Raw genomic sequence first — 12,979 nt, forward strand, 5'->3', positions numbered from 1 at the left:
GAAAGGCTTCAGCCTCGAGTTTCTGATCTTGATAGACAATAAAAAGCCCCGCCGAAGCGGGGCTTTTTTATGGGCGGCGGTTTACCCCGCGCGCCTCAACATCCAGAACCCGGCAATGCCGCAGATCAAGCTCGGAATCAGCACTGCCAGCAACGGCGGAAAGCCGAACACCAGGCTCGATGGCCCGAGCAGGTCCTGGGCAATCCGGAACACAAAACCCACCAGCACCCCAGTGAACACGCGCTGGCCGAGGGTTACCGACCGCAACGGGCCGAAGATGAACGAGATCGCCATCAGCACCAGCGCCGCCGTGACCACCGGCTGCAACACCTTGGTCCAGAACGCCAGCCAGTACTTGCCATTAGCCAGGCCCTGGTCGGCGAGGTAGTGGATGTAACGCCACAAACCGGTCACCGACAACGCTTCGGGCTCCAGCACCACGGTGCCGAGCAGTTGCGGGGTCAATTGCACGTCCCAGCGCTCGCTCGGGGTTTGCACCACTTCGGTGTTGCGCTCGTGGAACAAAGTGGTGGCAACGTCTTCCAGCTGCCAGTGATCGCCCTGGTAATGGGCCTTCTTGGCAAAGCTGGAGGATTGCAGGTGGCGCTGATCGTCGAACTTGTAGCGGGTGACGCCGTACAGCACGCCATTGGGTTGCACGGCGTTGATGTGCACGAACTCATCGCCCTGACGGTGCCACAGGCCGCGCTTGGAGCTTTGCGCTTCACCGCCGCCCTGGGCCATGGAACGTGAAGCCTGGCCTATGTTCTCGCTCCAGGGCGCCAGGTATTCACCGATCAGAATGCCCGCCAGCATCAGCACCAGCATCGGCTTCATTACCGCCCAGACGATCCGCCCGACCGACACACCGGCCGCCCGCATGATGGTCAGCTCGCTGCTGCTGGCCAGGCTACCGAGGCCGATCAGGCAGCCGATCAACGCCGCCATGGGCAGCATTTCATAGACCCGCCGCGGGGTGGTCAGGAAGATGTACCAGGCAGCGTCATCCAGGCCGTAGCTGCCCTGCACGTCGCCCAACTCGTCGATAAAGGCGAACAGCAGCGCCAGGCCGACAATGATGCCGAGCACCGACAGAATGGCGAAAAACACGCTGGTGCCAATGTAACGATCCAACTTAACCATGGGCCAACTCCCGTGCCATGCGGCGCCCCGCCAACTTCAGGCGTAACGGCTCCCAGTACAGCAGCGTCAGACCAATCAGCAAAAACAACCCGTGTACCCACCACAAGCCGATGCTCATGGGGATCTTGCCCTTGTCCAGCGCGCCGCGGGCGGCGATCAGCAGGGACAGGTAGGCCATATAAAGAAGAATCGCCGGCAGCAGTTTGAGGAAACGGCCCTGACGTGGGTTGACGCGCGCCAGCGGCACCGCCAACAGAGTTACCACAAACACCAGCAGCGGAATCGACAGGCGCCATTGCAGCTCGGCCTGTTTACGCGGCTCGTCGCTGCCAATCAGCTCGCGGGTGGTCAGCGCTTCTCGCTCGCTGATGTCGCTGCTGACTTCCGGCTTCACCAACAGCACGCCGTAGGTGTCGTACTTGATTGAGCGATAATCGGCGGCACCCGGGTTGCCGTCGTAGCGGTAGCCGTTTTCCAGAATCAGGTAGCGGCTGCCGTCCGGCTGGATTTCCTGGCGACCTTTGTCGGCCACCAGCACGGTGATGCCACGCTCTTTATCGCCTTCTTTCGACAGGCGTTTTTCCGAAATGAAGATGCCGCCAAGCTGGCTGCGGTCACTGGACATTTCCTGGGTGTAGGTCACTCGCGTGCCGCTGCGCATGGCCTGGAAGCGGCCCGGCACCAGGGTGTCGAACTCGGTCAGGGCATCTTGCTCGTTGAGGATCTTCGCTACCTGCGCCACGCCTTGCGGCGCCAGGCCCAGGCTCAACCACGCCACCAGCAACGCCACGATGGTGGCCGGTGCCAGGGTGTAGGCCAGCAGGCGTTGCTGGCTCATACCGGTGGCGGCCAGCACGGTCATTTCGCTGTCCAGGTACAGGCGCCCGTAGGCCAGCAGAATGCCGAGAAACAAGCCCAGCGGCAGAATCAGCTCGAGAAAGCCCGGCATCCGAAAGCCCATGATCAGGAACAGCACACCCGGATCGAGGGCACCCGATGCCGCCTGGGCCAGGTACTTGATAAAACGACCGCTCATGATGATCACCAACAGCACGGCACTTACCGCACTCAGGGTCAGCATCACTTCACGGGACAGATAGCGGAAGACAATCAAACCAGACACTCCAGGGTTGTCAGGCTCAGGCGGCTAAGCTCAAACTAGCCGACCTGTTGCCAGCCCAGTAAAGGCCAGCGACCGAAAATTTGCAGGTGTGGATACGAAACCATCGCGGGTCACGCCTGCCGAACAACGACAAGGACGCGGAGTTTACTAGAGCCTGCTGCGCAGTCCGAGCCCGTTTTTCAAAAGGCTTTCTCTCGCCGCGCGGTTTTCACACCGTTAGAGCGCGGCATTATCCTGTAATACCTACCGGTTGTCTTGGGGACTCCTCGCCATGGAATTTGTTGTTAAGAACGCACGTCCAGACGCACTGAAAACCGCCACCCTGGTAGTCGCCGTTGGCGAAGGCCGCGCCCTTGGCGCCGCCGCCCAGATTCTCGATGTGGCCAGCAACGGCGCCATCAGCAGCGTGCTCAAGCGCGGCGACCTGGCTGGCAAAGTCGGCCAGACCCTGCTGCTGCAAAGCCTGCCCAACCTCAAAGCCGAACGCGTGCTGTTGGTGGGTAGCGGCAAAGAAACCGAGCTGTCTGACCGCCAACTGCGCAAATTGATCACCGCCGTGCAAGGCGTGTTGAAAGGCCTCGGCGGCAAAGACGCCGTACTGGCGCTCGACGACTTGCAGGTAAAAGGCCGCGACGCCTACAGCAAAACCCGTCTGCTGGTGGAAACCCTGGCCGACAACCAATACGCCTTCGAGCAGTTCAAGAGCCAGAAGAGCGAAGCCCGCGCCCTCAGCAAAATCACCCTGCTGACCGAAAAAACCAGCCTCGCCGACGTCGAGCGCGCCAGTACCCAGGCGCAAGCCATTGCTGCCGGCATGGCGTTTACCCGCGATCTGGGCAACCTGCCGCCGAACATCTGCCACCCGACGTACTTGGGCGAGCAGGCCAAGGCATTGGGCAAGGCGTACAAATCGCTGAAAGTCGAAGTGTTCGACGAGAAGAAGCTTAAGGAACTGGGCATGGGCTCGTTCCTCGCTGTGGCCCAGGGCAGCGTGCAACCGCCGCGCCTGATCGTGCTGCAGTACAACGGCGGCAAAAAAGGCGACAAGCCATTTGCCTTGGTAGGTAAAGGCATCACCTTCGACACCGGCGGCATCAGCATCAAGCCGGCGGCCGGCATGGACGAAATGAAGTACGACATGGGCGGCGCCGCCAGCGTGTTCGGCACCTTCAAAGCGGTGCTGGAACTGCAACTGCCGATCAACCTGGTGGGCGTCATGGCGTGTGCCGAGAACATGCCCAGCGGCAGCGCCACTCGCCCTGGCGACATCGTCACCACCATGAGCGGGCAGACCGTGGAAATCCTCAACACCGACGCCGAAGGCCGTCTGGTGCTGTGCGACGCGCTGACCTACACCGAACGTTTCAAGCCGCAGGCGGTGATCGATATTGCCACCCTTACCGGCGCCTGCATCGTTGCCTTGGGCAGCCACACCTCGGGCCTCTTGGGTAACAACGACGAACTGCTGCAGCAACTGCTCGCCGCTGGCCAAAGCGCCGACGACCGCGCCTGGCAACTGCCGCTGTTTGACGAATACCAGGAACAGCTCGACAGCCCGTTCGCCGACATCGCCAACATCGGCGGGCCGAAAGCCGGCACCATTACCGCCGCCTGCTTCCTGTCGCGCTTTGCGAAGAAATTCAACTGGGCGCACCTGGACATCGCCGGTACGGCGTGGATCAGCGGCGGCAAGGACAAAGGCGCCACTGGTCGTCCGGTGCCCTTGCTGACCCAATACCTGCTGGACCGCGCTAAGGTTTAAGCCACGCCGTTCCCTCGTAGGAGCGGCTTCAGCCGCGATGCTTTTGATCGTGAAGCGCATCGCGGCTGAAGCCGCTCCTACAAAGAGCGCTCCCCGTTTCCAACGAATCAAGCCCAATGCCCCGCATCGAATTCTACGTCCTCTCCTCCACCGCCCCCGCCGACCGCCTGCGTGCGGCCTGCCAATTGGCGATGAAGGCCTGGCGCCATGGCATGCCGGTGTTCATGCGCGCCAGCGACGAGGCGCAATGCGCTGAAGTCGACGAACTTTTGTGGCGTTTCAAGGCCGAAACCTTCGTGCCCCACAGCCTGCACCGCGACGCGCCCGAAGCGCCCGTGGTGATCGGCCTGGACGATGAACCTGCGGCCAGCCAGGGCCTGTTGATCAACCTCAACAGCAGTCTGTCGCCCCACGTGCAGCGTTTCAGCCGGGTGATCGAAATCGTCAACCAGCAACCCGAACAACTGGCGAGCTCGCGGGAAAATTTCCGCACCTACCGCCAGCAGGGTTATGACCCCAAGCGCGTTGAACTGTAGCCATGGACACCCCAAAACCACCGCAAAAGCCCAATCACTTGCTCGACGACCTGGAGTCGATCCGCGAGTTTCTGAGCAACAACGACGCCACTGGCGGCAACCCGGATGACTATCTCGATCTGCCGCTGCTCACCGATTCGGTGGAGATGGGCCAGATTCCGCTGCTCTCCGACATCGTCGCTCCCCCTCCAGCCGCCCCGCTTACTCCGCCGCCCGTACAGGCCCGGCCGAGTATTCCTGCGGCGCCAGCGCATACGCCGCCACCTGCCGTGCCGCGCCCGGACCCGTCACCTGCGGCCATTGCCCCAACCGTGGCCGCCCCCGGCATGCATGCACCAACTGCCGGCACCGCCTCGGCGGCCATCCCACAACCGCATGCGCCGCAACCACCGGCCCCGGTTGCACCACAACCCGCGCCGAGCATCGCCCAGACCGTGCAACGCAGCGTGGAAAGCAGCAACACCACCAGCGACCTGCTGCGCCTGGACGCCGAACTGCGCGCCGCCGCACAACTGATTCTGCAAGACGTGATCGACGACTTCGTGCCGCAGATCGAAGCCGAACTCAAACGCCGCCTGGAAGCGCGCCTGACCCGGTTATTGCCACAGCGTAAAAGCTGAGGCAAAACGCCGTCGTCCCCGCGCAGGCTGGGACCCAGACTTTCCAGTCATGCGCGTTCTCCTGAACCACTCTGGGTCCCAGCCTGCGCTGGGACGACGGTGGTGAATCAAGTAACTCAGCCAGTACCATCCCCGCGTATCACGCGCATTACCCGCCTGCGATCAACCCCGTTATACTTGCCGGCTTTCCGATTAGCTGCCGAACAGGGTCCCGATCCGCATGGACAAGACGTACCAGCCCCACGCCATTGAAACCTCCTGGTACGAAACCTGGGAGTCGAAGAACTATTTCGCCCCGCAGGGGAGCGGCGACTCCTACACCATCATGATCCCGCCGCCGAACGTCACCGGCAGCCTGCACATGGGCCACGGCTTCAACAACGCGATCATGGACGCCTTGATCCGTTTCCGCCGCATGCAGGGTCGCAACACCCTCTGGCAGCCGGGCACCGACCACGCCGGTATCGCCACGCAAATGCTGGTAGAGCGTCAGATCGGCGCCCAAGGTCTCAGCCGTCACGACCTGGGTCGCGAGAAATTCCTGGAAAAAGTCTGGGAATGGAAAGACCAGTCCGGCGGCAACATCAGCCGGCAGATCCGCCGCCTCGGTTCCTCCGTAGATTGGAGCCGCGAAAAATTCACCATGGACCCCGACCTGTCCGAAGCCGTACAGGAAGCCTTCGTGCGTCTGCATGAAGACGGCCTGATCTACCGCGGCAAGCGCCTGGTCAACTGGGACACCAAGCTGCACACCGCGATCTCCGACCTCGAAGTGGAAAACCACGACGAGAAAGGTTTCCTGTGGAATCTGCGTTACCCACTGGCCGACGGCGCCAAGACCGCCGATGGCCTGGACTACCTGATCGTTGCCACCACCCGCCCGGAAACCCTGCTCGGCGACAGCGCCGTGGCCGTGCACCCGAGCGATGAGCGCTACCAGGCGCTGATCGGCAAGTTCGTGAAACTGCCACTGGTGGGCCGTCTGATTCCGATCGTGGCCGACGAATACTGCGACCCCGAGTTCGGCACCGGCTGCGTGAAGATCACCCCGGCGCACGACTTCAACGACTACGAAGTGGGCAAGCGCCACAACCTGCCGCTGATCAACGTGCTGGACAAGAACGCAGCCATCCTTGGCCGCGCTCAGGTGTTCAACATCGATGGCAGCGTCAACGACACCTTTGAAGCCAGCCTGCCTCAGCAATACGCCGGCATGGACCGTTTTGTCGCCCGTAAACAAATGGTCGCCGACCTCGATGCCCAGGGCCTGCTGGAAAAGGTCGACGACCACGCTCTGAAAGTGCCGAAGGGCGACCGCTCCGGCACCGTCATCGAGCCGTGGCTGACCGATCAGTGGTACGTCTCCACCAAACCCTTGGCGGAAAAAGCCATCGCAGTGGTGGAAAGTGGCGAGATCCAGTTCGTGCCCAAGCAGTACGAAAACATGTACTTCAGCTGGATGCGTGACATCCAGGACTGGTGCATCAGCCGTCAGCTCTGGTGGGGCCACCGCATTCCGGCCTGGTACGACGAAGCCGGTCAGGTGTATGTAGCGAGAGATGGTAAAGCTGCATACAGCCAGCTTTTTAAGAAAAACGATGACCCGATCGACATGCGTCTTTTTGAGAAAGGCACAAAACTCGACAGCTCAATTCCTGAAGAAAACTTGATTCTTAATGCACGTCTTTCAGCGGATTTCGATGGCCTTGATGATGAGCTAAGCGTCATCCAGTACTACTCCATAACGATGGGGTATGGGTCTCTGCGTCAAGACGAAGACGTGCTCGACACCTGGTTCAGCTCCGGCCTGTGGACGTTTTCCACACTCGGCTGGCCGAACCACACCGAAGCGCTGAAAACCTTCCACCCCACCGACGTGCTGGTGACCGGTTTCGACATCATCTTCTTCTGGGTCGCCCGGATGATCATGCTGTCCACCCACCTGACCGGGCAGATTCCGTTCAAGACCGTTTACGTGCACGGCCTGGTGCGCGATGGCCAGGGGCAGAAAATGTCCAAGTCCAAGGGCAACGTGCTCGACCCGTTGGACATCGTCGACGGCATCGACCTGGAAACCCTGCTGGAAAAACGCACCAGCGGCCTGATGCAGCCGAAGATGGCGGAAAAAATCGCCAAGCAGACCAAAGCCGAATTCCCCGAAGGCATCGCCAGTTATGGCACCGACGCCCTGCGCTTTACCTTCTGCTCGCTGGCCTCTACCGGCCGCGACATCAAGTTCGACATGGGCCGCGTCGAGGGCTACCGCAACTTCTGCAACAAACTGTGGAACGCCGCCAACTTCGTGATTGAAAACACCGACGACCAGGACACCGGCGTTAACGGTGAAGAAGTCGAGCTGTCGTCGGTCGACCGCTGGATCATCTCCCAACTGCAACGCACCGAAGCCGAAGTTACCCGCCAACTGGACAACTTCCGCTTCGACCTGGCCGCGCAAAGCCTCTACGAATTCGTCTGGGACGAGTACTGCGCCTGGTACCTGGAGCTGGTCAAGCCGGTGCTGTGGGACGAGAACGCGCCGATCGAACGCCAGCGCGGCACCCGCCGTACCCTGGTGCGTGTGCTGGAAGTGATCCTGCGCCTGGCACACCCGTTCATGCCGTTTATCACCGAAGAAATCTGGCAGCGCATCAAAAACGCCGCTGGCGTTAGTGGTGAAACGATCATGCTGCAAGCCTGGCCAGTGGCCAACGAAGCACGCATCGATGCCGCCGCCGAAGGCGATATCGAATGGGTGAAAGCGTTGATGCTCGGCCTGCGCCAGATCCGTGGCGAGATGAATATCTCCATGGCCAAACGCATCGACGTGTTCCTGCAAAACGCCAGTGCCGAGGACCAGCGTCGTCTTACCGACAACGCGCCGCTGCTGAACAAGCTGGCCAAGCTGGATAACGTCACCGTGCTGGCGGCCGGCGCCGAAGCGCCGATGTCGGCCACCGCGCTGGTGGGCGAGATGCAGGTGCTGGTGCCGATGGCCGGCCTGATCGACAAAGACGCAGAACTGGCGCGCCTGGACAAGGAGATTCAACGCCTGACCCAGGAAGTGGGCCGTGTGGGCGGCAAACTCGGCAATGCCGCGTTCGTCGACAAGGCACCGGCCGACGTCATCGCCAAAGAGCGCGCAAAACTGGCCGAAGCCGAACAGGCGGTGGCCCAGTTCACTGAACAGCGCGCCCGCATCGCTAGCCTGTAACCCCAACCCGGCCCTGTTAATCAGGGCCGAGTTTTTTCCAGAGCACCCACACGATTGGCCATTTCCCTGCGTTTTGAATCCACGTTGAAATCCGACCCTAGCCAAGTCTGGCGCTGGATCACCGACGTGCGCTGCCTGCGCCGCGAAATGCGCCCGTGGTTGTGGATGAGTATTCCGTTCGGCGTGCGCAACCTCGAAGACCTCGACATCCAACCCGGCGAGCCGCTGTTTACCAGTTGGCTGTGGCTGTTCGGCCTGCTGCCGCTTGGCGTGTCGAAACTGACCCTGCTGGAACTCACGCACGGGGTGGGTTTTATCGAGCAATCGCCGATGACTGGCACCCGCTTATGGCGCCATGAACGCAGGTTGGAAAGCGCCGACAATGGCGGCACCCGGGTGGTCGACCAGCTCACCGTTGAACCGCTGCTCGCCGCTTGGCTGGTGCGCGGCTTTCTCCGTCTGTTCTTCGCCAGCCGGCACCGCGCTCTGCGCGCCCGTGACCGTAAACAACTGCACTGATGGCGGGAGCGCCCATGGACGTCAGCAAAACCAAAAGCAGCTTCTACCGCCGCCTGTACGTGGCCTGGCTGATCGACAGCGGCGGCGCCAGCAGCGTGCCGGCCCTGATGGACGCCACCGGCATGCCGCGGCGCACCGCCCAGGACACCCTGCTGGCCCTGGCCGACCTGGATATCGACTGCCAATTCGCCCAGCAAGCCGGCGAGCGCAACAACGCCGGGCACTATGAAATTCGCAGCTGGGGCGCCATCGACAAGCAATGGATCGGCGCCAACCTGGCCGCGATCAAACGCGTATTGGGTTACCCCTGATGTCCCCGAAAAACCCCGCCGAAAAGAAGCCCGTGCTGCACCCGCGTAACCGCCATCAAGGCCGCTACGACTTTGCCCAGATGATCAAGGCCAGCCCCGAGTTGGGCGCCTTCGTGATCATCAACCCGTACGGTAAAGAGAGCATCGACTTCGCCAACCCGGCGGCGGTAAAAGCCTTCAACCGCGCGTTGCTGCAACAGTTCTACGGCGTGCGTGGTTGGGATATTCCAGCGGCCTACCTGTGCCCACCGGTACCGGGCCGTGCCGATTACCTGCACTACCTGGCTGACCTGCTCGGCGCCAGCCATGACGGCGTGATTCCTCGCGGGCCGGCCGTGCGCGGCCTGGATATCGGCGTGGGCGCCAACTGCATCTACCCGCTGATTGGCCAGCACGACTACGGCTGGCAATTTGTCGGCGCCGATATCGATCCGCAGTCCTTGGCCTCGGCCGCCGCCATTCTCAAGGCCAACCCAACCGTTGCCGCTGCTGTCGAACTGCGCCAGCAAGCCGACCCCGCGCATATCTTTCAGGGCCTGATCGGTAGCGACGAACGTTTCGACTTCACCCTGTGCAACCCGCCCTTCCACGCCTCCCTGGACGAAGCGCGCAGCGGCAGTCAGCGCAAATGGAAGAACCTCGGCAAGCTCGACCCCAGCCGTAAACTGCCCGAGCTGAACTTCGGCGGGCAAAGCAACGAACTGCACTGTGAAGGCGGGGAATTGGCCTTTATCAGCCGCATGGCTGACGAGAGTGCGGCCTTTGCCGAGCGGGTGTTCTGTTTCAGCACCCTGGTGTCGAAAATCAGTAACGTCGCCCTGCTGCAACAGCGTTTGCAGCAACTGGGCGCTGGCGATGTCCGCGTGGTGGACATGGCCCAAGGGCAAAAGCAGAGCCGCTTCGTGGCCTGGACCTTTCTCGACAAGAATCAGCGTCGGGCGTGGCGCAAGGCGCGCTGGAGCTAGCGCAAAAAAAGCATCGCGGTTTAGATGCCATGGTCAACCAGCGTCGCACTCGGCACGCCAAACAGCAGGTCGAAGCCCCACTGAAAGACAAACGCGTACAGCAGAAAAAACAGCATCAGCGAAAAGTCGGTGGCCAGTGCCTGCCACCAGCCGATGCTCAAGGCCCATACCAGCATGGGCACCGTCATCAGCAATAGCCCCAACTCGAATGTGATGGCGTGCAGCACTCGCCGCGCGACAGTGCGTTGCGGTTTGCGCTGACGCTTTTCCCAAGCCTCAAACAGGCTGTTGAACAGCATATTCCAGGCCATCGCCACCAGGCACAGGGCCAAGGCCAGTGCGCCGGACAGTGCCAGGCCGCCCTTGAACACCCAGGCCATGGCCGGGGTAATAAAGATCAGTGCCACCAGCTCATAGCTGACCGCCTGCACCACTTTGCGTTTTTTGCCTTGCATCACCGCGTACTCACGCTTGCCAATGTGCGACCACTGTATTTCTAATGAGCTGAAACCTTTAGTCAGCTTATTTCAGGAATTCTGATAGATGAGCCTCAGCAAAGACGCAGTGCAGGTGTTTCTCGCGGTGCTCGACAAGGGCTCGTTTTCCGCCGCGGCGCGCAGTATCGGGCGAGTACCTTCGGCGGTGAGCATGACCATCAGCAACCTCGAAGCCGACCTCAATCTGGAGCTGTTCGATCGCCGCGGCCGTGAGCCGCAACCCACTGCCGCCGCCCTGGCGTTGCAGGCCAAAGCGCGGTTTATGCTGCAGCAGTTCGAGTTGTGGGAGGCGCAGGCCCTGGCGTTATCCACAGGCCTGGAAAGCTGCCTGTGCCTGGCCATCGCCCCGGAGCTGCTGGCCTCGGATTGGGCCACACCGCTGGCCAAGCTGGCGGAGCGTTATCCCACCCTGGATGTAGAAGTGCTGGCGGCACCCGAAGCGGATGCCATCCGCCTGCTGCACGAAGGCCGGGTGCAGTTGGCGCTGGTCTTCGAGAACCCCAATTTCGACAGCCGCGAATGCTGCCAGGAAACCACCCAGGAAACTCTGCTGGCAGTCATCGCGCCGCAACACCCAGCGATTGCCAACGGCCTGCAGCTGCGCATCGATGAGCTGGCCGAACACCGCCAGATCGTGGTCGCCGGGCGTGACCCGGAACCGCTGCAGCCACGCTTTCTGCAAGCCCATCACCATTGGCGCACCGACAGCCACACCGCCGCCTTGCGCATGATGCAGGCGGGGCTCGGTTGGGGGTACTTGCCGGAGTCGCTGGTGCGCCCGCAATTGCAGGCCGGCAGCTTGGTGGAATTGCAGCTGAGCAACATCTCCCAGCTGTCGTTGTGGGTCGATCTGGTGTGGTCCAACAGCAAGCCGCTGGGGCTCGGTGCCCAGCACTTTATCGAGCTGGTACGTGAGCAACGTCAGCGTGCTGTCAGCACCCCGTCAGCCGCTCTAAATCGTACAAATTCAACGTACTAAATTGCGCTGTGGAAGCTGTGCAGTTCTGATAGCCTGCCGTTTCCATTGGCTGGCACAACGCAGGTGAAACATGACTGAGGAGACCGACCGCATGGCCGTGTATGCCCGTCGTGTTTGCCACGTTTTTCTTGCCACGCTGATTGCCCTTCCCGCCCTCGCATTCGCCGAACCGCAGAACACCCTGGGCAAGTTGCGCGTACTCACCGAACACTCGCCGCCCGGCGAATACCAGGAGCCGTCCGGTCGAGTCACCGGGCCTACCGCCGAAATGGTCCGCGAGCTGATGCGCCGCGCGGGCGAAACCGCTGAAATCGAAATGCACCCGTGGAAACGCGGTTATGACTACGCCCTCAGCAGCCAGCAGGTGGCGCTGTTCGAAACGACGCGTACCCGCGAGCGTGAGAAGCTGTTCAAGTGGGTGGGCCCGATCAAACGAATCTCCCGTGGCCTGTACACCCTGGAGGAAAATGCGCAGCCACTGGACAACCTGGAGCAAGCCCGCAGCAGCACCGGCATCTGTGCCTACAACGGCGACAGCAGCGCCGACATGCTGCTGCAAAACGGCTTCGACAACCTGTCCCTGCCTACTTTGCCGGAACAGTGTCTGAGCATGCTGCTGCACAAACGCGTGGAGATGTGGGCCACCAGCGACATCGAAAAAGATGCCTTTCTGGCCACCGTCGGCCTGCCACCCGTCACGATCAAACGGGTGCTGGAGTTGGATATTCGCGAGCTGTACATCGCCTTCTCGCTGGCGACTCCGGACAGCACCATCCAGCGCTGGCAGCGGGTACTCGACGAGATGAAACGCGACGGTACCCTGGCCAAGTTCTACCGTGGCACCTACTCCGATGAGCAGATCGAAGCGGTCAGCTCGGTCGAGTGATTCATCACGGCATACCCTTGCCCACGGCCTGGCGCACGGTTATCCCGGTCGGCTCGAAATTCTCCAGGCAATAAACATTGATGCCGAAATGATCCGGCATCGAGCGCTTGCGGTGGAACGGGTAGATGCCGCACACCTTGCAGAAGAAATGCCGCGCCACGTGTGTATGGAACTGGTATTCGGTTAGCGCATCCTCACCGGCCAGGAGCTGAAAACGGCTTTCATGCACCGCCACCATCAAGGCGTTTTTGCGCCGGCAGATGGAGCAGTCGCATTGGGTCAATTCGGGGAAGTCGGTCTCGATCTGGAAACGCACGGCGCCGCAGTGGCAGCTGCCTTGGTAGTGCTGCAGGGGGCGATGGGCCATTGAAAATCTCCTTTGCTCAAATTCAATCTCGTGACCTCCGTTTGCAGGGATCGCGGGTGA

At 61.5% G+C, this 12,979-nt stretch carries 13 protein-coding genes; 9 read left to right on the top strand and 4 right to left on the bottom strand.

Annotated elements, in window-relative coordinates:
• Positions 1-81: 81 nt before the first annotated feature.
• Positions 82-1,143 carry an LPS export ABC transporter permease LptG gene (gene lptG / locus C8K61_RS09465; RefSeq protein WP_108095997.1) on the bottom strand — a complete coding sequence of 354 codons (1,062 nt, stop codon included), beginning with the start codon at positions 1,141-1,143 and terminating at the stop codon, positions 82-84.
• Positions 1,136-2,257, bottom strand: coding sequence for an LPS export ABC transporter permease LptF (gene lptF, locus C8K61_RS09470; RefSeq protein WP_108095998.1), 1,122 nt, complete (start codon positions 2,255-2,257; stop codon positions 1,136-1,138). The genes lptG and lptF overlap by 8 nt, the downstream gene beginning before the upstream one ends.
• 280 nt (positions 2,258-2,537) lie before the next feature.
• Here lptF and C8K61_RS09475 point away from each other — a divergent pair, with 280 nt between their 5' ends.
• The 7 genes from C8K61_RS09475 (at position 2,538) to rlmF (ending at position 10,190) form a co-directional block, all read left to right on the top strand.
• Complete coding sequence (locus C8K61_RS09475) at positions 2,538-4,028, top strand: leucyl aminopeptidase (RefSeq protein WP_108095999.1); 1,491 nt, start codon at positions 2,538-2,540, stop codon at positions 4,026-4,028.
• Between the two features lie 116 nt (positions 4,029-4,144).
• Positions 4,145-4,564 carry a DNA polymerase III subunit chi gene (locus tag C8K61_RS09480; RefSeq protein WP_108096000.1) on the top strand — a complete coding sequence of 140 codons (420 nt, stop codon included), beginning with the start codon at positions 4,145-4,147 and terminating at the stop codon, positions 4,562-4,564.
• A gap of 2 nt (positions 4,565-4,566) precedes the next feature.
• Positions 4,567-5,184, top strand: a complete 618-nt coding sequence (locus C8K61_RS09485; protein WP_108096001.1) for a DNA polymerase III subunit chi — start codon at positions 4,567-4,569, stop codon at positions 5,182-5,184.
• A 220-nt stretch (positions 5,185-5,404) separates the two neighbouring features.
• A complete protein-coding gene (locus C8K61_RS09490; protein ID WP_108096002.1) occupies positions 5,405-8,395 on the top strand; it encodes a valine--tRNA ligase in 2,991 nt (996 codons plus the stop codon).
• 84 nt (positions 8,396-8,479) lie between these two features.
• Positions 8,480-8,914 (top strand): hypothetical protein, encoded by a 435-nt coding sequence (locus tag C8K61_RS09495; RefSeq protein ID WP_256589396.1) that lies wholly within the window; start codon positions 8,480-8,482, stop codon positions 8,912-8,914.
• 14 nt (positions 8,915-8,928) lie between these two features.
• Positions 8,929-9,225, top strand: a complete 297-nt coding sequence (locus C8K61_RS09500; protein WP_108096004.1) for a helix-turn-helix domain-containing protein — start codon at positions 8,929-8,931, stop codon at positions 9,223-9,225.
• Complete coding sequence (gene rlmF / locus C8K61_RS09505; protein WP_108096005.1) at positions 9,225-10,190, top strand: 23S rRNA (adenine(1618)-N(6))-methyltransferase RlmF; 966 nt, start codon at positions 9,225-9,227, stop codon at positions 10,188-10,190. The genes C8K61_RS09500 and rlmF overlap by 1 nt, the downstream gene beginning before the upstream one ends.
• Positions 10,191-10,210: 20 nt before the next feature.
• Here the strand turns inward: rlmF and C8K61_RS09510 are convergent, their stop codons facing one another.
• Positions 10,211-10,645 carry a PACE efflux transporter gene (locus C8K61_RS09510; protein WP_108096006.1) on the bottom strand — a complete coding sequence of 145 codons (435 nt, stop codon included), beginning with the start codon at positions 10,643-10,645 and terminating at the stop codon, positions 10,211-10,213.
• A gap of 88 nt (positions 10,646-10,733) precedes the next feature.
• Between C8K61_RS09510 and C8K61_RS09515 the strand changes: the two genes are divergently transcribed.
• Both C8K61_RS09515 and C8K61_RS09520 read left to right on the top strand, forming a co-directional pair.
• Positions 10,734-11,666, top strand: a complete 933-nt coding sequence (locus C8K61_RS09515; RefSeq protein ID WP_108096007.1) for a LysR family transcriptional regulator — start codon at positions 10,734-10,736, stop codon at positions 11,664-11,666.
• A gap of 70 nt (positions 11,667-11,736) precedes the next feature.
• Positions 11,737-12,552: an ABC transporter substrate-binding protein gene (locus tag C8K61_RS09520; RefSeq protein ID WP_108096008.1), complete on the top strand. Its 816-nt coding sequence runs from the start codon at positions 11,737-11,739 to the stop codon at positions 12,550-12,552.
• Between the two features lie 4 nt (positions 12,553-12,556).
• Here C8K61_RS09520 and C8K61_RS09525 read toward each other — a convergent pair whose 3' ends face one another.
• Positions 12,557-12,919, bottom strand: a complete 363-nt coding sequence (locus C8K61_RS09525; RefSeq protein WP_178086440.1) for a GFA family protein — start codon at positions 12,917-12,919, stop codon at positions 12,557-12,559.
• Positions 12,920-12,979: the final 60 nt, after the last annotated feature.

This window comes from Pseudomonas sp. GV071 (genome assembly GCF_003050835.1).
Classification (GTDB): Bacteria; Pseudomonadota; Gammaproteobacteria; order Pseudomonadales; family Pseudomonadaceae; genus Aquipseudomonas.

What these genes read in the sequence shown, in the direction of transcription:
- lptG (WP_108095997.1), bottom strand. Translation starts at nt 1,143, where the DNA reads ATGGTTAAGTTGGATCGTTACATTGGCACCAGCGTGTTTTTCGCCATT.
- C8K61_RS09475 (WP_108095999.1), top strand. Translation starts at nt 2,538, where the DNA reads ATGGAATTTGTTGTTAAGAACGCACGTCCAGACGCACTGAAAACCGCC.
- C8K61_RS09480 (WP_108096000.1), top strand. Translation starts at nt 4,145, where the DNA reads ATGCCCCGCATCGAATTCTACGTCCTCTCCTCCACCGCCCCCGCCGAC.
- C8K61_RS09485 (WP_108096001.1), top strand. Translation starts at nt 4,567, where the DNA reads ATGGACACCCCAAAACCACCGCAAAAGCCCAATCACTTGCTCGACGAC.
- C8K61_RS09490 (WP_108096002.1), top strand. Translation starts at nt 5,405, where the DNA reads ATGGACAAGACGTACCAGCCCCACGCCATTGAAACCTCCTGGTACGAA.
- C8K61_RS09500 (WP_108096004.1), top strand. Translation starts at nt 8,929, where the DNA reads ATGGACGTCAGCAAAACCAAAAGCAGCTTCTACCGCCGCCTGTACGTG.
- rlmF (WP_108096005.1), top strand. Translation starts at nt 9,225, where the DNA reads ATGTCCCCGAAAAACCCCGCCGAAAAGAAGCCCGTGCTGCACCCGCGT.
- C8K61_RS09510 (WP_108096006.1), bottom strand. Translation starts at nt 10,645, where the DNA reads ATGCAAGGCAAAAAACGCAAAGTGGTGCAGGCGGTCAGCTATGAGCTG.
- C8K61_RS09515 (WP_108096007.1), top strand. Translation starts at nt 10,734, where the DNA reads ATGAGCCTCAGCAAAGACGCAGTGCAGGTGTTTCTCGCGGTGCTCGAC.
- C8K61_RS09520 (WP_108096008.1), top strand. Translation starts at nt 11,737, where the DNA reads ATGACTGAGGAGACCGACCGCATGGCCGTGTATGCCCGTCGTGTTTGC.
- C8K61_RS09525 (WP_178086440.1), bottom strand. Translation starts at nt 12,919, where the DNA reads ATGGCCCATCGCCCCCTGCAGCACTACCAAGGCAGCTGCCACTGCGGC.